Consider the following 18,438-nt stretch of genomic DNA (forward strand, 5'->3'; position numbering starts at 1 on the left):
TACACTTTGCTTATGTTGTCAGAATAGTATAATTAGAAGATAAAGAACATTAGGGAGAGCAGAAAAGTTGGATGATCATAATGCGTCATATGATAAAAGGTAAAATATAATAGAAACGATTTTGTTTTTTATTGTGACCTATGGTGTCTGCTGGACTGTCGGTATTCTTAATTATTATAAAAAGTTTATGAGTGGGGATGTGATGGCCACATTTATGATGATACTTCCTGCTACGGGTGTATCTGCAGCCAAGTTACATAGAGATATAAAAAATGACGAGAATCGGAAGGTACATTTTGTATATATAGGTTTCTTTGTTTGTTATATTTTTTTTATTATATTAAGGATTACGGGCATAATAGAAAAGCAATTTCTGAACTTATTCGCTAATTATATTGTATTGTTTCCTGTTTCAATATTAATCTTAATATTTACTTGGATAGATGGTGGAAAGCTTGATCCTGGAAAGGGCTGGAAGAAGGTAAAAGGAGTACTGCTTATATTCCCATTTACCTTTTTACTTTTCCCATGCAGGCAATTATGTTTTTTGGGGAGGAGTATGGCTGGAGAGGCTTCCTTCAGGAAAAAATGCAAAGGAAGTTTGGCAGGAGAGCAGGTGTCCTCTTACTGGGGATTACATGGGAACTTTGGCATATGCCAATATGGTTCAGCGTATACCATGTGGATGGTCTTGGCATAGCTTTGCGGCTTCTTTCCACAGTAAGTTTGGCTATAGTTATAGGGTATGCGTATATGAAAGCGAATAATGTATGGGTATGTGCACTAATGCATTTTTTTATTTAATCTCTTCGTTTCGTCTTTTTCGGGAAATACAAGCAATTATAACTTAGCAGGAGTCAAAGTTGCAGAAATTTTATTTTTGGTCGTTGTGTGTTCTTTATTTTTATGGACAAAAGAATACTCGAATTCAAAAAAGCCCTTGCTTGCCAAACATGAGGAAAAGTCATTATTATGATTCTGGTTGCGTACATAGATCATTCAAAAGGGTAACCGCCCTGCCCAGTCAAATGGTATTTTGACCCTCATATCATTAGATTGTCAAATATGTAGTTCATGTATATAAATATTTTCCTTGACAAGGCTTTTGAAATACTGTAAAATTGATAAGAAATAAGAATATGTGAAACACCTCATTGTCTGAGGTAGAGGTTGCGAGGCTTATTAACGCTGTGGAGTGAAGAGACACGCGGAAGCAGAACTAGGAAGCATCGCCGAAATCAGCTGGCATCTCTTTTGCCTTCTGGTTGGGACATAAGTAAAGAGCTTATGGACTGTCTTAGTTTTAGAGACTAAGTTGCGCTATGTTTTACAAATAGGTGAAGAAGAATTAAGCGCTTTTGGTTTTCCAAAGAGTGCTTTTTTATTTTACGGCAACTTTGTTTCCGCCATAAACTGATGGTTTCATGGAAAAGGAGAAAAGTATGAAGAAGAAAGTATCAATTCTGTCATTGGTGCTGCTGTTAATGCTGGCATGTACGCCGGGGTTGACAAGTGAAGTACAGGCGCAGGAAACGGAGCAAAAGGAATTTCGTGTAGGAATGGAGGCAGGATATGCCCCATTTAACTGGACACAAGGCACGGATGAGAACGGAGCTGTTCCCATTGATGGGGACAAATCCTATGCCGGTGGGTATGATGTGGAGATTGCCAAACGCATCGCAGACAAGCTGGGGCAAAAGCTGGTCATTGTCAAAACAGAATGGGACGGCCTGCCGCCTGCACTGCAGTCCGGTAAGATTGATGCAATTATAGCCGGTATGTCTCCTACAGAGGAGCGAAAGAAACAGATTGATTTTACAGATGTGTATTATGAGTCCAACCTGGTTATGGTCACCAGGACAGACAGCGAGTATGCCGATGCAAAAAGTCTGAAGGATTTTTCCGGGGCAAAGATTACGGCTCAGCTCAATACGTTTCACTATACAGTTATTAACCAGATTCCGGGCGTAAAAATGCAGGAAGCTATGGATAATTTTCCAGCTATGCGAGTAGCTCTGGAGTCGGGAACGATTGACGGGTATGTCAGTGAAAGGCCCGAAGGAGTTACTGCCGAAAGCGTTAATCCAAAGCTGAAGATGATAGAGTTTTCTGCAGCAAATGGTTTCCAGACAAGTCCTGACGATACCGCAGTTGCCATTGGCCTGCGAAAAGGTGATCCCAATATAGCTGCCATTAATGAAATTTTAGCTGGGATTTCCAAGGACAAGCGTTTAAAAATTATGGACGAGGCTATTGAGAATCAGCCGGCATCCGAAGAAGATACAGGAAACCCTATTATGAAAATCCTGAAGCAAAATGGAATGTTGTTCTTAAGAGGAACAGGGATGACCATGTTTTTGGCTCTGGCAGGAACCATTTTAGGTGGTCTGATTGGTCTTTTGGTTGGCGTATACCGTACCATACCGATGTCGGAGAAAAAGGGAAAAAGAATTGTTCAAAAACTTTTTGGCTGGTTTCTAAATGTTTATGTAGAAGTATTTAGAGGCACACCCATGATTGTGCAGTCGGCCGTCATCTATTACGGTACAGCATTGTTGTTTGGATTTGACCTGAATCGAACCGCAGCGGCTCTTTTCATTGTGTCAATTAATACCGGAGCTTATATGTCCGAGATTGTCCGCGGGGGTATCTTTGCTGTAGACACTGGCCAGTTTGAGGCAGCACAGGCAATCGGAATGACACATGGTCAGACGATGCGGAAGGTAATTATTCCGCAGGTACTGCGCAATATTTTACCGGCAACAGGAAACGAATTTGTTATCAATATTAAGGACACCTCTGTGTTGAGTATTATTTCCGTTACAGAATTATTTTTCCAGGGGAAATCAGCAGCAGGAGCAAGTTATATGTTCTTCCAGACCTATTTTATTATCTGCGTGATATACTTTATATTGACCTTCAGTGTAACAAGGATTCTGCGCCTGGTCGAGAAGAAACTGGACGGGCCGCAAGACTATGTACCTATTGCAGCGGAAGAAGAGTAGAAGGGAGCAGATATGTCAGAAATTATTAAGATAGAACATTTGAAAAAGAACTTTGGACATAATGAAGTTCTGAAAGATATCCACCTTACGGTGGATAAGGGCGAGGTAGTAACAATTATCGGATCCTCAGGTTCAGGTAAATCCACATTGCTTCGATGCATCAATTTGCTGGAGAAGCCGAATGACGGGAAGATTTATTATAAAGATGAAAATGTGTTGGCTCCGAATTATAATCTGCCGAAGTACCGCACCCATCTAGGCATGGTATTTCAGCAATTTAATCTTTTTAACAACATGAATGTTTTGGAAAACTGTATGACCGGGCAGGTTACGGTCTTAAAAAGGTCCCGGGAAGAGGCAAAGAAAACTGCTATGGAGAACTTGAAAAAGGTCGGTATGGAGAGATTTGTCGATGCCAAGCCTTCACAGCTTTCCGGCGGACAAAAGCAGCGGGTTGCAATCGGGCGGGCTCTGTCTATGAACCCTGACGTGATGCTCTTTGACGAGCCGACGTCAGCGCTGGATCCTGAGATGGTCGGTGAAGTGCTGAAAACTATGAAAGATCTGGCGCATACGGGTCTCACTATGATAATTGTGACCCATGAAATGAACTTTGCCAGAGATGTGTCCGATCGGGTTATCTTCATGGATAAAGGTGTTATTGCTGAGTCCGGCACGGCAGAAGACATATTTGTTCATCCAAAAGAAGAGCGAACAAGGCAATTCCTGCAGCGGATTCTGAACGTTTCTAAGTGATAAAGTCAGAATATTCTGAGAACGGTCGGCAAAAGGGACTGACCCCTTTTCACAAAAACTCCTTGACAAATGGGTGGATGGAGATTACAATAGGAATTATCAAAAGCAAAACCGATGAGAAAGAGAAGTAAGTTTTAAGAGATATCACAGAGAGCAGCAGTGGGTGAGATTGCTGTATGGATTTTAATTCTGAATGGACTTTCGAGGGCGGCCTGAAATGAGAAGAGTAGGCGCCGTCGGGAACCAAACCCGTTATCAATCAGGAACGTATGTAGTACGTGATAAAGTGGACAATTCGTCAATTTGAGTGGTACCGCGATAATAAAACTGTATTTTATTACCGTCTCAAGCTATTAGCTTGAGGCGGTTTTCTTTTTTTACAAGCATAACTCAAAATATCCACATAGTCGGCTCCTTTGCTTTTGAACCGTTTATGGAAATAGAGATAGAAGAAAAGGAGAAACTAATTTATGAAAAAGAAAGTATTAGCAGTCATTTTAGCATCTGTGATGATTATGAGCCTTGGGGCATGTGCAGACAGCAAAGGAGCAAAGGAGAACAAAACAAAGGGTGATAAGACATACACAGTCGGTATTTCTCAGTTTGCAGAACATGGCTCACTGGATAACTGCAGACAAGGTTTTGTTGAGGGGCTGAAAGAAGAGGGCTTTGAAGAAGGAAAAAACCTGAAAGTAGAAGTGAAGAATGCAGCGGCAGATCAGGGGACAGCGAAGCAGATCAGTGATGGGTTTGTATCTGACAAGGTGGATTTAATCTGTGGAATTGCGACACCGAGTGCACAGGCGGCATATAATTCTGCAATGAATTCTGGTATCCCGGTTATTTTTACGGCGGTGACAGATCCGAAAGCGGCAAAGCTTGCCATGGAGGATGGGACCCCAGCAGGAGAAGTTACGGGAACAAGTGATGAACTTCCGATTAAAGAACAACTGGAAATGATTCGCAAAGTTCTTCCGGATGCAAGGAAAGTGGGTATACTTTATACTACGAGTGAAGTGAATTCAGTTTCTGCAATTAAGACGTATGAAAAGCTTGCAGGGGACTACGGGTTTACAATTGTGACCAAAGGAGTTTCGCAGACAGCAGATATTTCTCTGGCTGCAGATGAGATCCTCGGCGAAGCAGACTGCCTGACAAACCTGACAGACAATACCGTAGTAAATTCGCTGGCAACTATTCTTGATAAGGCAAATGGAAAGAAAATTCCTGTCTTTGCAAGTGAAATTGAACAGGTGAAATTGGGCTGTGTTGCTGCGGAAGGAATTGATTATATCGCCCTTGGAAAACAGACAGGTAAAATGGCAGGTGAGGTATTAAAAGGGGAGAAGAAAGCATCTGAAATGAATTACGAGACAATTTCCGAACCGGGCTTGTATGTAAATACAAAAGCGGCAGAGAACCTGGGGATTACTTTAGACGAAGATTTTGTAAAGAGTGCAGTAGAAAGTTTTGATAGTATTTCGAAATAAGGCACCTCATACTGAGGGACATAAAAAGAGATAGAAATCCGGAGGAAGATTATGACTATTTTTGTAACAACTTTAGAACAGGGACTGATCTACGGAATATTGGCCCTGGGGGTATATATTACCTACAAAATTTTAGATTTTCCAGATCTGACCGTAGATGGAAGCTTTCCGCTGGGTGCCGCAATTACGGCTACGATGATTACAAATGGTGTGAATCCGTATCTGACAATTCCGGTTTCGTTTCTTGCAGGGGCAGCCGCAGGAATCTGCACAGGCCTTATCCATGTGAAATGTAAAGTAAGAGACCTGCTGTCCGGTATCATCATGATGACAGCACTGTGGACGATTAATCTTCGCCTGGCAGGGACAGCGAATGTTCCTATATTTGGAGACGAAAGCATTTTTGACAATAGCCCTATGGACAAAATTTTCGGAGGTAGCCTTGCATCTTACAAAGTGGTTATGGTTGTACTTGTAATTGCGATAATCAGCAAGGTACTGCTTGATTTATATCTAAAGACGAAATCAGGGCTTCTGCTCCGGGCAGTAGGCGATAACGCAAATCTTGTGACATCACTTGCCAAGGATCATGGAAATGTTAAAATATTGGGCCTCTCAATAGCAAACGGTCTGGTGGCGCTTTCCGGAAGCATCTTCTGCCAGGAGCAGAGAGTGTTCGAGATTTCCAGTGGAACCGGTGCAATTGTAATTGGCCTTGCCAGTGTAATCATCGGAACAAGTTTGTTTAAAAATGTCCGTCTCGTTAACACGACCACTGCAGTTCTGATAGGATCCGTAATCTATAAAGCTTGTGTTGCTGCAGCATTGAAATTTTTTGAACCTCAGGACATGAAATTGATTACAGCCGTATTATTTTTAATTATATTGATTATCGGCATGGATAGAAAGAAGAAGGTGAAGAAGAATGCTTGAGCTGAAAAACATTCGAAAATATTATAACCCGGGAACCCTCAATGAAATGTGCCTGTTTGAAGATTTTAATCTGACAGCAGATAAAGGCGATTTTATTTCTGTCGTGGGCAGTAACGGTTCCGGTAAGACTTCCATGCTGAATATCCTCTGCGGGAGCATCCCGATAGAAGAAGGGCAGATATTGATGGATGGCAAAGATATTTCCGGGATGAGAGAATATAAAAGAAACCGGAGAATCGGGAGAGTTTACCAAAATCCTGCCATGGGTACATGCCCTTCTTTGACAATCCTGGAAAATATGTCTCTTGCAGATAACAAAGGAAGAACTTATGGGATCGGTAAAGGTATTAATAAGGCACGCAAAACTAATTACCAGGAGCTGCTTAGCCGCCTGAACCTGGGACTGGAAAATAAAATGGATGTAAAAGTAGGTTCACTTTCTGGAGGACAGCGGCAGGCAATGGCGCTTTTAATGTCCACCTTGACTCCTGTAGATTATTTGATTTTAGATGAACACACCGCAGCTCTGGATCCGAAGACAGCAGAATTGATTATGGAGCTGACCGACAGGATTGTAAAAGAAAAAGACCTGACAACCATCATGGTGACGCACAACTTGCGTTACGCCGTAGAATATGGAAGCAGGCTGCTTATGATGCACCAGGGACAGATTGTGCTGGACATTGCAGGAAAAGAGAAGCAGAAGATGAAAGTCGATGATATATTGGGAAAATTTAATGAAATAAGTATTGAGTGCGGAAATTAGAATCACTTTCCTCCTTTTCCTCATATACTGGCAAGAGGAGGGCAATGTTATGTTAGAAAAATTGAATGGGGCACCGGAGGCGTATGCCGATGTAAGAGGTTCCTACAAATATCCTGATTTGCATGGCATGGTGTATTTTTACGAAGTACACGGAGGAACAATCGTAGTGGCAGAAATCTATGGGCTGCCCGATGAAGATCAACAGTATTTAGGCAAATTCTTTGGATTTCATGTTCACGAAGGGGCCGCGTGCGCAGGGCCGCCGGATGAACCGCCTTTTGCGGATACGTTGACTCATTACAGTCCGGAATATGCGGAGCATCCGCAGCATGTGGGAGATCTGCCGGTACTTCTTTCCTCCCACGGCATGGCATGGCTTGCGGTGTATACAGGCAGGTTTTTCCCGGATGATGTCATTGGCAGAACTGTAGTTATACATGATCATCCGGACGATTACAGAAGCCAGCCATTTGGGAATGCAGGAGAAAAAATTGCATGTGGTGAGATAAAAGAATGGGGATCTCAGTTCACAACAGCACCGGGAGGAATCGTACAACCTGGAACAGGAGCACAGCCGGTTATGGGAACCCAGTCAAATACAGAACAAAACAATGGATAAATGGCAAAGAGAAAAAAGAATCCCGAATTCTATGTAGAAAGTTTATTTAGAATCCGGGATTCACTTTATTTCCGGGGGCAACGAGCCAAGCAGAAATGCAAGCATTTCCATTTGGCGAATGCCGCGAGGGTCAAAGACCCCGCACTTGCTGCTCTACAAGTTTGATGCCCCGTCAGCCTGCTGCGGGGTCTTTGACTTATCCTCATTATTGATGTTGTATATAACATACTGACTTTTACCAGCACGTTTTGCTTCATGCAAGGATGCATCCGCTATTTTGTAAATATCCTGAAATTCAATGTTTGTATTTTGAAACAAGACAGCACCTATACTGCAGGAAGACTCTACAGAAAAATGCAGCATAGTCTGGCACATATTATATTGCAGCATAGCGCATTTCTTTTTCAAGGCATTTTCCGAATCATGAAAATCTTTAATCAATACCATAAATTCATCTCCTCCGACCCGGCCTATAATATCCGTACTGCGAAAAGATTCCACAAGCAGTTTTCCCGTCTCCTCCAGTATCTGGTCACCGGCAGCATGCCCTATATAATCATTTACATTTTTAAAATTATCCAAATCTAGGAAAAGCAGAGCACCAGAACAATTATAGTAAGTATCCAGGTATTCGCCAATGGCATCTTCACAGGCCTTTTTGTTCAGAATTCCTGTGAGAGAATCCGTCATACTTAGGTACCTATACTGCATGCGCGCATTATAATCCTTAGCCTTTGATTTCAAATTGATTTGGCCGGCCGCAAAAGAAAGAATTAAACTTACAATAGAAGTAGAAATATTAATTTTGCTCGAGTAGGGAGTATTTATTAGTATAGCCAAGGTTATATATATAATTTCTACTACAACGTGGACAGAGATTATTTGCCACAGCGGAAAAACAAAACAAGTAGAGAATGTAATATAAATCAGCGGCAAAAGCACCACGCCGCTACGTGTCCAAGGCGACAGGTCCATAATGAGTGCAAAAGCAAAAACAATAGCTTCAAATAAGAGACATAGAACTGTAATTGCTTGTCTATCCCTGTGCCCGGATTTTATATATTTGGAAGAGACAACAAAAAAAGCCACAGCAGACAGAAAAAAAGGAAGAGAAACCGTGATAACAGACCGGTTATTTAATAGGAACGGGACAGCCGAGCAGAAAAAGACCAGCAATATAGAAGAAATTAAACTGATCGACTTTAAGAGTCCTAAATTCATCTCTGCAATTTCATCTTCTGCAGTCTGAAAATATTCCTTTTTTAATTTATAATTTTTATTGAACATATTGATAAAATGTGAAAACATATAAATCTCCTGTGAGTCCTGTGTGATATATCCAATATACATGTCTTATTATATTGGTTATTTGGGAGCTGTGCAACAGCTAAATAAGAGAAGGTCCTGATATTCTTACATATCCCTAAGTATATATCGGCTTTTTAACCCTCGAAATAACAGTTTATGATGTAATGCTCTGTCATGTGCGAGGTGTTTTTCTGACCTCATTTTTAGATAAAAGAGTGGATATCGAGTGAATATACGAAAGGAAAACAATGTCAGTTATGGCTATTTTAAGTTGAATATACCGATATATTGTGGTATCATAAATTATAAACCACAACAAATGGTATGGAGGTGTAAAATGCCTATGAAAATATGTAAAAAGGCTCATAAGGATGAAGTGAAGAGGAGTATCTTTTATAACAAGGATAGAACGGAAAAACAAAATCCCAGCCGTAGTATTGTAGCAGAGTTCCGGAACCTTCCGGAGATTTCGGATGTTCTGAAGAAAATAGAAAAGGAGTATCCCCAGGATGAGTATAAGCTGGAAAAGCTGAACACTAGGTTTCAGGGATTTTTAACCCCCAGTCTAACAGACGAAGATAAGCTGTCTGTATTGATAAAAGCATCCGCAGAGCTGACCACACAGGAAGCTCCAAAATGGGAGATGATTGCAGCCAGAATCAGGATGCTTCAGTTTGAAGTTCAGTTAGCTGAGAGTAGGAAGACTTTGCAGATTCACAATTTTTACGAGAAAGTCAGTTATCTTACGAAACTGGGACTGTATGGAGACTACATACTGGAAAATTATTCCGAGGAAGAACTGGGACAATTTGAATCCTGGATCTGCCCCGACAGAAATAAACTGCTGACATATTCCGGCCTTGATCTGCTTCTCAAGCGCTATGTGATATGCAGTAAAAGCGGGGAGCCTCTGGAGACTCCCCAGGAAATGTTCATGGGGATTGCTATGCATCTCGCCATGAAGGAAGAGAAAGACAGAAGTGTCTGGGTCAAACGTTTTTATGATATGCTAAGCACTTTAAAAGTGACAATGGCTACCCCTACTCTGGCAAATTCGAGAAAACCCTATCATCAGCTTTCCTCCTGCTTTATTGACACGGTACCTGACAGCCTGGATGGAATTTACCGCAGCATTGATAATTTTGCGAAGGTCAGCAAGTATGGCGGCGGTATGGGCATGTATTTTGGAAAGGTACGGGCAAGCGGCAGTTCTATCCGAGGGTTTGAGGGCGCGGCAGGCGGCGTTATCCGTTGGATAAGACTTGCCAATGACACAGCCGTAGCGGTAGATCAGCTTGGAGTGCGCCAGGGGGCCGTGGCGGTTTATCTGGATGTGTGGCACAGAGACTTACCGGAGTTTTTATCTTTGAGAACCAACAACGGGGATGAGAGAATGAAGGCACATGATGTATTTCCCGCTGTATGCTATCCGGATTATTTCTGGGAGCAGGCCAGGGATAACATAGAAGGAGACTGGTACCTGATGTGTCCCCACGACATATTGACAGTGAAAGGTTATGCCCTGGAGGACTCCTTCGGAGAGGAATGGAAAGAAAAATATCTGGACTGCGTACAGGATGACCGAATTAAGAAACGTGTCATACTGGTAAAGGATGTCCTTCGTCTGATTATCCGCAGTGCAGTAGAGACAGGCACCCCCTTTGCTTTTAACCGTGATACGGTGAACAGGGCAAACCCCAACAAACATAAAGGCATGATTTACTGCAGCAACCTGTGTACGGAAATTGCCCAGAATATGAGTGCTATTGATTTGGTGGAGCAGCAAACGAAGACTGTAGACGGTGAGAAAGTGGTGGTGACCGTAACCAAGCCCGGGGAATTTGTAGTGTGTAATCTGGCCAGTCTGTCACTGGGACATATTCGTGTAGAAGACTACGAAGAACTGTCCTATATTACCGAGAGTGCGGTCAGAGCGCTGGATAATGTAATTGATCTGAATTTTTTCCCAGTGCCCTATGCCAGAATCAATAATCAGAAATACCGCCCTGTTGGACTGGGTGTAAGCGGGTATCACCATATGCTTGCAAAGCGCGGCATCCGCTGGGAGAGTCAGGAACATCTGGATTTTACGGAGAAAGTTTTTTCGGACATTCACTATGCTGCAGTGGATGCAAGCTGTAACATTGCTGCCGAGAAGGGCAGCTATGAATATTTCCAGGGCAGTGACTGGCAGACAGGGGAATACTTTTGCAGCAGGAATCTTGTGGATGAACGATGGGAGAGGCTGGCGAAAAAGGTGGCTGGTCAGGGGCTCAGAAATGGCTATCTTCTGGCCACAGCGCCTACCAGCAGCACAAGCATTATAGCCGGAACAACGGCAGGTATGGATCCGGTGATGAACCGGTATTTTCTGGAGGAAAAGAAGAACGGCCTGATGCCCAGGGTGGCGCCAGATCTCTCGCCGAAAACATTCTGGTATTATAAAAATGCCCATCTGATCAATCAGACATGGTCTGTAAGGGCCTGCGGAATCCGCCAGCGCCATATTGATCAGGCACAGAGCATGAACCTGTATATTACCAATGAATATACTTTTCGCAAAATACTGGATCTCTATCTTCTTGCATGGGAAGAGGGAGTCAAAACAATTTATTACATTCGTTCACGAAGTCTTGAAGTGGACGAGTGTGAGGTGTGTTCTTCCTGATGAAAATATGATATTATGACATTGGGGCACGTAGATGTCATATTGCACATAAGAAAACTAAAAAAGAAAAAAATTTAGACAGGAGAACTTAAAGATGGCAGGATTGGTAAAGAAACCATTATTTAACCCGGATGGGGACACTGATGCGGCAAAGAGAAGACTAATTGGAGGCAACACTACAAATCTCAATGACTTTAACCACATGAAATATACATGGGTCAGCAGCTGGTACCGTCAGGCTATGAACAATTTCTGGGTGCCGGAAGAAATTAATTTAAATGTCGACATCAAAGACTATAGAATGCTGCCCCCCATTGAGCGCAGAGCTTACGATAAGATACTGTCTTTTCTAATATTTTTGGACAGCATGCAGACTGCAAACCTTCCGAACATTGAAGAGTACATTACGGCAAACGAAGTCAACCTGTGTCTTTCTATTCAGACGTTCCAGGAAGCAGTACACAGTCAAAGTTACAGCTACATGCTGGATACAATCTGTGAGCCACAGGAGCGCAACGATGTATTGTATCAGTGGAAAGAGGACAAACATTTGTTAGAACGCAATACATTTATTGGAAATCTCTATAATGATTTTCAGAAGGAAAAGACTCTTGAAAAGCTGACGTGTACTTTGGTTGCGAACTATATTCTGGAAGGAATTTATTTTTACAGTGGCTTTATGTTCTTTTATAATCTGGGACGAAATCAGAGGATGCCGGGGTCTGTCCAGGAAATACGTTACATAAACCGGGATGAAAACACACATCTGTGGCTGTTTCGCAGTATCCTGTCCGAACTGAAAAAGGAGGAGCCGCAGCTCTTTATCCCCGAAAAGGAAAAAATTTACCGGGACATGATAAAGGAAGGCTGTGAACAGGAAATCCGCTGGGGACATTATGTAATCGGAGATGATATTGAAGGTCTGAACCGGGAGATGGTTACTGATTATATACAGTATCTGGGAAATCTGCGCTGCACTGGGCTGGGATTTAAACCAATTTATGAAGGACATGAGAGCGAACCGGAGAGCATGACCTGGGTCAGCCAGTTTTCCAATGCAAACCTAATCAAGACAGATTTCTTTGAAGCCAAGAGCACGGCATATGCCAAAAGTAGTGCACTGGTTGATGACCTGTAGAAATAATAATTAAAGTATATAAAAATGGATAGTTATCCCATGGATGTGGGGAACTATCCATTTTTTCTTCCAAAGGCAGGAAAAGGCGATTCTAAATTAAAAATCCATTAGTTTGCATAATCGCCCACTTTGTTATATATACGCCCGATTAAGGAATAAAGCGGTTTAAAAAGGAATAAAGCAACAAAAAAGTTGCCAATGCCGTGTACGATGTCATAAGGAATTCCTGCGCCCCACCATGCAAGCATTGCCCCTGCGCCGCCAATGAAGAGGTAGGGAATGGCACAGAGAAAACCAAAAGCAAAACCAAACATGGAACTGATAATAGCCCATTCTAGTACGCTTTGATTTTTACGCAGCAGGTAGGTAACGATGAATAGAATGGTCCAGACGTACAGGTACATCAGCCACCAAATGCCAAAACCGTAAAAAAGTCCTTCCAACAAAGCAAATGTATAAATTATGTATAAAGTTTTAAAGCGGTAGATCAGAGTGAAGATGATAATCAACAGGGAAGTAATTTCAATATTTGGCAAAAACCCTAAGGCAACTTGAAGGACAAAAAGTAAAGCAGCACTAAGAGCCAGAATAGTGAGCTCTCTAACTGTTAAATGGGTGTCGCTCTTTTCTTTATTCTTGAGTTTCATAGACAATTTTGAATTCATCGCCGTCAGCAACCGGCTGTTCAGCTATGCCGTAATTACAGTACTCCCCGTTTACATAAAAAGACCAGTAAGCTTTGTCCTTATTAAAATCGGCAGATTCCCCGTTTACCTCCGTAATCATTAAGCCATAGTCACCTTCACTGCCTTTATAAGTTAGGCCTTCAGTATCATCCAATGCCTGCTGTAAGTATTCAGCATCCGTTTTTACAGTGTAATTCTTTTCTTCAGCATTACTGTCAACTACCGTAACGGTTATAGTTTTGTTACCGCCGGAAGTCGTTGGTTTAAATTTCGTGTAAGCAAAAAGTAAGCCGGCCAGTATCACTAAGAGAACCACCAAACCAATTATAATATGTTTCTTTGAGTTATTCTTTGTCATAATTAAATATCCTTTCTTTTGTAAATTGACTATACCATTATAATATAAATGGGCGAAATATGTTAGTGAAAGTTAAAGAATATTTGTAATTTTTTAATTTCCGTAAATTTTCAAATTAAATGAAACCCTCATATCCGTTAGCAGTTGCATTAACTTTAAGAATCCGAAAGGTTGCATTACGTATGATAAGTTTTGTATGATTCTTCTTGTCCTGTCTGGGAATACGATTGGAGAGCAACCCGGACTGGTGCTTCTGGGATTATCCCATCATCGAGCTGGCGGACAAAACTATGGGAATCATCAACAAAGAAAACATTGCCAAGATAAAGGATGGGATCATCATTCTGAACAACTCTAGGGGCCCTCTGATTGTAGAGGAGGACTTAAGGGATGCGTTAAATAGCGGGAAAGTAGCGGGTGCAGGCCTGGATGTAGTCTCCACAGAACCTATCAAAGGGGAGAATCCCCTTCTGCAGGCAAAGAACTGCATTATTACGCCCCATATCTCCTAGGCTCCCAAAGAATCCAGACAGAGACTGATTGCTATATTAGACTATGTGATTATTAGATTATTTCGATAAGAACATACAGATCAATGACAGTTCAGTCATCAGCTCTATTTCGCATGACTGAACTGTTTTTTTGGTTTGCGATACAATATATAAAGAGCAGGATAGCTTTGGAGTGTGTCCGCTCCGGCTCAGGCTGCAGGTATCACTGTACTGGACGAAGCGGACAGGGTGAAGAAAACCAGAATTCTTGTTACTGAGGAACGAACAAATCTGGAGAAGGAATTAGAGCGAATAGGTGTCACATTTTTCGGTCCTCCGTTAATTATATGCTTTTGAAAAGCAGTTATGATTTGTTTGCTCTGTTGAAAGAAAAAAGACCTATAGTCTATAGAGAAACTGAATATACGCTGGCACCGGTAATCACTGCGATTGGCCTCTCAATCTTGAGGAGTCGGCATAACTTTGTTAAATAGTATAAAATTAGTATCAGTGACTTTGAAGAATGTTGAATCTATAGTATTTAGGGCACAATAAAAGCAGATAACGGGAATCGAACCCGCCTCTCCAGCTTGGGAAGCTGGCATTCTACCAATGAACTATATCTGCATCACGAAAATTATTATACCGCTTTTATCATGTAAAAGCAAGCAATAATTTCCCGATTTTTCTGTGTTGAATTTAAGCGTTGAATTTAAGTAACTTACTTCTCCAGAGAAGGGGCGCTATTTCTTTAGAATTGCTTCCAAAATATCATGTATATGCATGGACTTTGAGAATATCTGGTACTCCGGTTCACGGATGTCCTCCAGATAATGTGCATCTGAACTGCTTATGATATTGCACTGCACAAAGTATGGGTGCCTTTGCTGTATTTGGTGTAAGTTCTTTAAATCGTGAAATTCTGCACAGGTGAAAGTGCTGCCTGAAGGTACAAACCCCAGGTTTGATAAGATGCTGGAAGAGTTTTTGTCCACATGTGCAGGATAAGCAATTCCATGAAAAGAAGACACCAGGGAGAATACAGTATCAAAAGATATATCTGTAGAGCTGATAAGGAGATTCTCTACAGTTCCGGTCACTTCATCGTGATCATTCATAATCTTCTGGCTGCCGAAGATTTCTTCTTTATTTTTAACAGGCAGTATATGCTCATAGACACAGGCATCAAAACGAAGTGCATCTTCCAGTGTGGAAAAGAGACAGATTACATGTACTTCTTCTACCGTGCACAGTTCCATTCCCGGAATCACGATGACACCATAGGTTTGTCCGTGGTGCATGGCGGCCGGACAGTTTTTGCAGCTGTTATGGTCCGTCAGTGCGATAACATCCAGCTTTTTTACGGAGGCCATCCCCACAATGTTGGCGGGAGTCATATCATCATTTCCGCATGGGGAAAGACAGGAGTGGATATGCAGGTCGTAATATAATCCAGTCATAACTTTCTGGCCTCGTAAACCTTCAAAGCTATATCAAAAACGGGAAGTTCTGTGGAGAGGATTGCAATCCTTTCCTTTTCGGCCTGTGCCAGGGTGTTTTCATCTAGTGCAGCATTTTCTGCCAGGATGATGCAGGCGGTGTCTGTCAGAGAAGCGACGGCCAGTGTGTTTTTATTTCCCATCACTGTTACCCAAACGCTGTCAGCCGGAGCCTTACTCATGGCAATGCTTAACAGGTCGCAGCAAAAGATTTTAGAAATTTTACGCTGAGGGTTTCCGCTTGTCAGCACTTTGCAATCGGGTAAATCTAAAACAGTCTGTACAATCATATTCTTAGTTCCCTTTCTCATCATTTTCTTCCGGAACCCCAAATCCGCCCAGTTCCGCAGTCAGCTTATGTATATATTCGTGGAGTAATTTTGTACTTTCATCTTCAAAATCGCAGGAACGGCCGGATGCTTTAGATAAAAAGTCAATCTCTTTGGAGAGATCGGCGATATGCTCACGCAGGACATAGATGCAGTCATTGCTGGTGGCGTCCCCTCTTACAATATCCTCTGCAAGAGTCTGGCATGTAGGTGCGCCGCAGGAACCACAGTCAAGACCCGGGAATTTTTTCGTGAGTTCCTCCACAGTACTCATCATTTCAAGGCTTTCTTTAAAAGTGCTTCCCAGCCGAAACACAGGTTCATAGGTTATTTTATTATCCCATAGGATATCTTCTACTTCAGGATAGCAGGAAAGATGGCTTTTTGAAACCGGCTGATACCGCTGAAGACGTTTGGATTTTGCTGTCGCTACATAACCATTCTCCACATTGAGGGTACCTCCCACACAGCCTCCGTTACAGGCGTTTAGCTCAATGAATTTAAGGCCGTGTATTTTCTCATCCTCTATTCCTTCCAGGACACGCATAATATTTACAATGCCGTCGGCTGCAAGATAATTGTCAATTAAGAGACCGCCCACTTCACCACCGGAACTTCCCCAGCCAAGTCCAATACGTCCGGTCATAGAAAGGGGCTTGAGTTGACTTTCATCCCTGGTCATGTGGGGAAGCAGCAGAGGATAAACATCCTTGATTGCCACTACATTGTCGATGCTGCTTTTTTCAATCCCGAGGGGGGCTTTCACATAAGAAACCTTTGAAGGGCAGGGGGATATAAAAATAATTCCTATGTCTGCAGGAGAGAGTCCTGTTTTTGCAATTGCCCGTGCTTTAGCAATCTCTGCCGCCACCTCCACAGGTGGTTTTATGGGCAGAAGCTTGGAGAGCAATGCGGGAAATTTCACACGAATCAGCCTCATTACAGATGGACAGGCGGAACTGATAAACGGACCTTCCTCCGTATGTTCCTTCATGTATTCCCTGGAAGCTTCAGAAACAAGCTCTGCAGCTGCGCTGACCTCAAATACATCGTCAAATCCCAATTTAAGAAGAGCATTGAGAACAATATCCACATTTGTAAGATTATTGTATTGTGCATAGAGCGATGGAGCCGGAAGTGCTACCGTGTATTTGTAGAGATTGAGTACATTTAGTGAATCATAAATAGGAATCTTTGCATGATGAGGGCAGTACCGGATACATCTCCCGCAGTCTATGCAGAATTTATCAATTATATGAGCCTTTCCATTATGCACACGGATTGCCTGAGTAGGGCAGTATTTGATGCAGTTGATGCAGCCTCTGCAGACTTCTGTCTTAAGCCGGACAGAACGCACAAATTTATCCATAAAATCACCTCTGCTTAAACTACTTGGTGAGGCCTTGACAAACCTAGTAGTAAAGTACAACCTGCCGGCTTAGCGAGGTCTTTTTGAGCTTAGCGGCATGGATGTTACCTTATATGTATTATATGTATACTTTCATGGTGACGATTGTTCCCGCTCCCACTTCTGATTCAATGTGAAATTTATCTGAATATTTTTTCATGTTTGGGAGTCCCATACCAGCACCAAAACCGAGAGAACGGACCTCTTCGGGAGCAGTGGAATAGCCCTCCTGCATGGCCTTGCCGATGTCGGCAATCCCGGGCCCTTCATCGGTCAGCACCATGGAAATTTCCGTGTCTGAGATAATGACGGTTATAGTACCGCCCTTTGCATGAATTACCATATTGATTTCACCTTCATACATTGCAATCGCAGTCTTTCGTATAGCCTGGCTGTCAACGCCCAGCATTTTAAGCCTGTTTTTTATTTCACTGCTGGCTTCTCCGGCCCGGGTAAAATCATCTCCCGGCACGGAGTAAATAAATGTAAGCTGTTCCCCCATTTAAATACCTCCCCTGAGCCCCTGCTCATAGAGTATGCCACATGTGGTAAACATAAAATGTGCTGTGGAGAGAATTACCATTTTTTTCTCCCGGGCCATTGCAAGAATATGTTTATCCGGCATTTTGCCATGGACAAATATGACACAGACAATATCCAGCATCTCTGCTGTTCTTACAACCTGAGAGTTGCACAGGCCGGTAATCAGAACAGAACAATGCTCTGCGAAAGCGAGGACATCACTCATCATATCGGCCGAGAAAGCAAATTCTGCATCCATATCTAATAATTCATCTCCAAACAGAATATCGGCATGAAGCAGCTCTTGAATTTTCTGTATAGTCATATCACCCTCCTTGCTAAATAACGCACAAAATGAACTGCGTATTTTGGAAAAAACTCTTTGTTTAGTATAACATTTAGACAAATGAAAAGCAATATTTAGTATAATAATGCTGGAAAAATGATATATATCATGGTATT

General features: G+C 42.3%; 19 protein-coding genes, 1 tRNA gene, 2 pseudogenes, 1 riboswitch and 1 other annotated feature. Of the genes and pseudogenes, 13 read left to right on the plus strand and 9 right to left on the minus strand.

Annotated elements, in window-relative coordinates; genetic code table 11:
• The first annotated feature begins 202 nt into the window (after positions 1-202).
• The 8 genes and pseudogenes from BN3456_RS16355 to BN3456_RS11750 all read left to right on the plus strand — a co-directional run bounded on the left by BN3456_RS16355 (position 203) and on the right by BN3456_RS11750 (position 7,569).
• Positions 203-700 carry a hypothetical protein gene (locus tag BN3456_RS16355; protein ID WP_242862868.1) on the plus strand — a complete coding sequence of 166 codons (498 nt, stop codon included), beginning with the start codon at positions 203-205 and terminating at the stop codon, positions 698-700.
• A 456-nt stretch (positions 701-1,156) separates the two neighbouring features.
• A riboswitch (Lysine riboswitch) is annotated at positions 1,157-1,331 on the plus strand.
• 111 nt (positions 1,332-1,442) lie between these two features.
• Positions 1,443-2,273 (plus strand): annotated as a pseudogene (locus BN3456_RS16360) (transporter substrate-binding domain-containing protein); the annotation flags it as partial.
• Positions 2,274-2,321: 48 nt separating this feature from the next.
• Positions 2,322-3,005, plus strand: coding sequence for an amino acid ABC transporter permease (locus tag BN3456_RS16365; protein WP_347458054.1), 684 nt, complete (start codon positions 2,322-2,324; stop codon positions 3,003-3,005).
• 12 nt (positions 3,006-3,017) lie between these two features.
• Positions 3,018-3,761 (plus strand): amino acid ABC transporter ATP-binding protein, encoded by a 744-nt coding sequence (locus BN3456_RS11730; RefSeq protein ID WP_089984317.1) that lies wholly within the window; start codon positions 3,018-3,020, stop codon positions 3,759-3,761.
• A 105-nt stretch (positions 3,762-3,866) separates the two neighbouring features.
• Positions 3,867-4,112, plus strand: a binding site (T-box leader).
• Between the two features lie 119 nt (positions 4,113-4,231).
• Positions 4,232-5,251, plus strand: a complete 1,020-nt coding sequence (locus BN3456_RS11735) for an ABC transporter substrate-binding protein (RefSeq protein WP_089984318.1) — start codon at positions 4,232-4,234, stop codon at positions 5,249-5,251.
• Positions 5,252-5,302: 51 nt separating this feature from the next.
• A complete protein-coding gene (locus BN3456_RS11740) occupies positions 5,303-6,184 on the plus strand; it encodes an ABC transporter permease (RefSeq protein ID WP_089984319.1) in 882 nt (293 codons plus the stop codon).
• Positions 6,177-6,950, plus strand: a complete 774-nt coding sequence (locus BN3456_RS11745; protein ID WP_089984320.1) for an ABC transporter ATP-binding protein — start codon at positions 6,177-6,179, stop codon at positions 6,948-6,950. The genes BN3456_RS11740 and BN3456_RS11745 overlap by 8 nt, the downstream gene beginning before the upstream one ends.
• 49 nt (positions 6,951-6,999) lie before the next feature.
• Positions 7,000-7,569, plus strand: coding sequence for a superoxide dismutase family protein (locus BN3456_RS11750; protein WP_089984321.1), 570 nt, complete (start codon positions 7,000-7,002; stop codon positions 7,567-7,569).
• Positions 7,570-7,722: 153 nt separating this feature from the next.
• Here BN3456_RS11750 and BN3456_RS15945 read toward each other — a convergent pair whose 3' ends face one another.
• Entirely contained in the window at positions 7,723-8,280 is a 558-nt protein-coding gene (locus BN3456_RS15945) for a GGDEF domain-containing protein (RefSeq protein ID WP_176699182.1), read from the minus strand.
• Positions 8,281-8,545: 265 nt separating this feature from the next.
• On the opposite strand from BN3456_RS15945, the gene BN3456_RS15950 reads away from it, so the two are divergent.
• The 3 genes from BN3456_RS15950 (at position 8,546) to BN3456_RS11765 (ending at position 12,683) form a co-directional block, all read left to right on the plus strand.
• Positions 8,546-8,818, plus strand: coding sequence for a hypothetical protein (locus BN3456_RS15950; RefSeq protein ID WP_176699183.1), 273 nt, complete (start codon positions 8,546-8,548; stop codon positions 8,816-8,818).
• Between the two features lie 402 nt (positions 8,819-9,220).
• Positions 9,221-11,545 (plus strand): ribonucleoside-diphosphate reductase subunit alpha, encoded by a 2,325-nt coding sequence (locus BN3456_RS11760; RefSeq protein ID WP_089984504.1) that lies wholly within the window; start codon positions 9,221-9,223, stop codon positions 11,543-11,545.
• Between the two features lie 94 nt (positions 11,546-11,639).
• Positions 11,640-12,683, plus strand: a complete 1,044-nt coding sequence (locus BN3456_RS11765) for a ribonucleotide-diphosphate reductase subunit beta (RefSeq protein ID WP_089984323.1) — start codon at positions 11,640-11,642, stop codon at positions 12,681-12,683.
• Positions 12,684-12,790: 107 nt separating this feature from the next.
• Here the strand turns inward: BN3456_RS11765 and BN3456_RS11770 are convergent, their stop codons facing one another.
• Both BN3456_RS11770 and BN3456_RS11775 read right to left on the minus strand, forming a co-directional pair.
• On the minus strand, positions 12,791-13,360 hold the full coding sequence (locus BN3456_RS11770; protein WP_242862869.1) for a hypothetical protein: 570 nt from the start codon (positions 13,358-13,360) through the stop codon (positions 12,791-12,793).
• A complete protein-coding gene (locus BN3456_RS11775; protein WP_089984324.1) occupies positions 13,314-13,727 on the minus strand; it encodes a DUF4430 domain-containing protein in 414 nt (137 codons plus the stop codon). Before BN3456_RS11775 ends, BN3456_RS11770 begins: the two co-directional genes overlap by 47 nt.
• 233 nt (positions 13,728-13,960) lie before the next feature.
• Here BN3456_RS11775 and BN3456_RS11780 point away from each other — a divergent pair.
• Positions 13,961-14,236, plus strand: a pseudogene (locus BN3456_RS11780) (NAD(P)-dependent oxidoreductase); the annotation flags it as partial.
• Positions 14,237-14,413: 177 nt separating this feature from the next.
• Positions 14,414-14,575: a hypothetical protein gene (locus BN3456_RS15955; RefSeq protein ID WP_176699184.1), complete on the plus strand. Its 162-nt coding sequence runs from the start codon at positions 14,414-14,416 to the stop codon at positions 14,573-14,575.
• Between the two features lie 199 nt (positions 14,576-14,774).
• Here BN3456_RS15955 and BN3456_RS11785 read toward each other — a convergent pair.
• The 6 genes from BN3456_RS11785 to BN3456_RS11810 all read right to left on the minus strand — a co-directional run bounded on the left by BN3456_RS11785 (position 14,775) and on the right by BN3456_RS11810 (position 18,301).
• A tRNA-Gly gene (locus tag BN3456_RS11785) sits at positions 14,775-14,845 on the minus strand.
• A 116-nt stretch (positions 14,846-14,961) separates the two neighbouring features.
• Entirely contained in the window at positions 14,962-15,678 is a 717-nt protein-coding gene (locus BN3456_RS11790; RefSeq protein WP_089984325.1) for a PHP domain-containing protein, read from the minus strand.
• On the minus strand, positions 15,675-16,031 hold the full coding sequence (locus BN3456_RS11795; RefSeq protein ID WP_347458051.1) for a hypothetical protein: 357 nt from the start codon (positions 16,029-16,031) through the stop codon (positions 15,675-15,677). The genes BN3456_RS11790 and BN3456_RS11795 overlap by 4 nt, the downstream gene beginning before the upstream one ends.
• A complete protein-coding gene (locus BN3456_RS11800) occupies positions 16,012-17,415 on the minus strand; it encodes a [Fe-Fe] hydrogenase large subunit C-terminal domain-containing protein (protein WP_089984326.1) in 1,404 nt (467 codons plus the stop codon). Before BN3456_RS11800 ends, BN3456_RS11795 begins: the two co-directional genes overlap by 20 nt.
• A gap of 118 nt (positions 17,416-17,533) precedes the next feature.
• Positions 17,534-17,956: an ATP-binding protein gene (locus BN3456_RS11805; RefSeq protein WP_089984327.1), complete on the minus strand. Its 423-nt coding sequence runs from the start codon at positions 17,954-17,956 to the stop codon at positions 17,534-17,536.
• Complete coding sequence (locus tag BN3456_RS11810; protein ID WP_089984328.1) at positions 17,957-18,301, minus strand: DRTGG domain-containing protein; 345 nt, start codon at positions 18,299-18,301, stop codon at positions 17,957-17,959.
• Positions 18,302-18,438 lie beyond the last annotated feature (137 nt).

This window comes from Clostridium sp. C105KSO13 (genome assembly GCF_001517425.1).
Lineage (GTDB): Bacteria > Bacillota > Clostridia > Lachnospirales > Lachnospiraceae > Muricomes.

Coding starts and splice junctions, on each gene's coding strand:
- BN3456_RS11745 (WP_089984320.1), top strand. CDS start 6,177: ATGCTTGAGCTGAAAAACATTCGAAAATATTATAACCCGGGAACCCTC.
- BN3456_RS11765 (WP_089984323.1), top strand. CDS start 11,640: ATGGCAGGATTGGTAAAGAAACCATTATTTAACCCGGATGGGGACACT.
- BN3456_RS11740 (WP_089984319.1), top strand. CDS start 5,303: ATGACTATTTTTGTAACAACTTTAGAACAGGGACTGATCTACGGAATA.
- BN3456_RS11810 (WP_089984328.1), bottom strand. CDS start 18,301: ATGACTATACAGAAAATTCAAGAGCTGCTTCATGCCGATATTCTGTTT.
- BN3456_RS11760 (WP_089984504.1), top strand. CDS start 9,221: ATGAAAATATGTAAAAAGGCTCATAAGGATGAAGTGAAGAGGAGTATC.
- BN3456_RS16355 (WP_242862868.1), top strand. CDS start 203: ATGGCCACATTTATGATGATACTTCCTGCTACGGGTGTATCTGCAGCC.
- BN3456_RS11790 (WP_089984325.1), bottom strand. CDS start 15,678: ATGACTGGATTATATTACGACCTGCATATCCACTCCTGTCTTTCCCCA.
- BN3456_RS11795 (WP_347458051.1), bottom strand. CDS start 16,031: ATGATGAGAAAGGGAACTAAGAATATGATTGTACAGACTGTTTTAGAT.
- BN3456_RS11730 (WP_089984317.1), top strand. CDS start 3,018: ATGTCAGAAATTATTAAGATAGAACATTTGAAAAAGAACTTTGGACAT.
- BN3456_RS15945 (WP_176699182.1), bottom strand. CDS start 8,280: ATGCAGTATAGGTACCTAAGTATGACGGATTCTCTCACAGGAATTCTG.
- BN3456_RS11750 (WP_089984321.1), top strand. CDS start 7,000: ATGTTAGAAAAATTGAATGGGGCACCGGAGGCGTATGCCGATGTAAGA.
- BN3456_RS11805 (WP_089984327.1), bottom strand. CDS start 17,956: ATGGGGGAACAGCTTACATTTATTTACTCCGTGCCGGGAGATGATTTT.
- BN3456_RS16365 (WP_347458054.1), top strand. CDS start 2,322: ATGTTGTTCTTAAGAGGAACAGGGATGACCATGTTTTTGGCTCTGGCA.
- BN3456_RS11800 (WP_089984326.1), bottom strand. CDS start 17,415: ATGGATAAATTTGTGCGTTCTGTCCGGCTTAAGACAGAAGTCTGCAGA.
- BN3456_RS11735 (WP_089984318.1), top strand. CDS start 4,232: ATGAAAAAGAAAGTATTAGCAGTCATTTTAGCATCTGTGATGATTATG.
- BN3456_RS11775 (WP_089984324.1), bottom strand. CDS start 13,727: ATGACAAAGAATAACTCAAAGAAACATATTATAATTGGTTTGGTGGTT.
- BN3456_RS15950 (WP_176699183.1), top strand. CDS start 8,546: ATGAGTGCAAAAGCAAAAACAATAGCTTCAAATAAGAGACATAGAACT.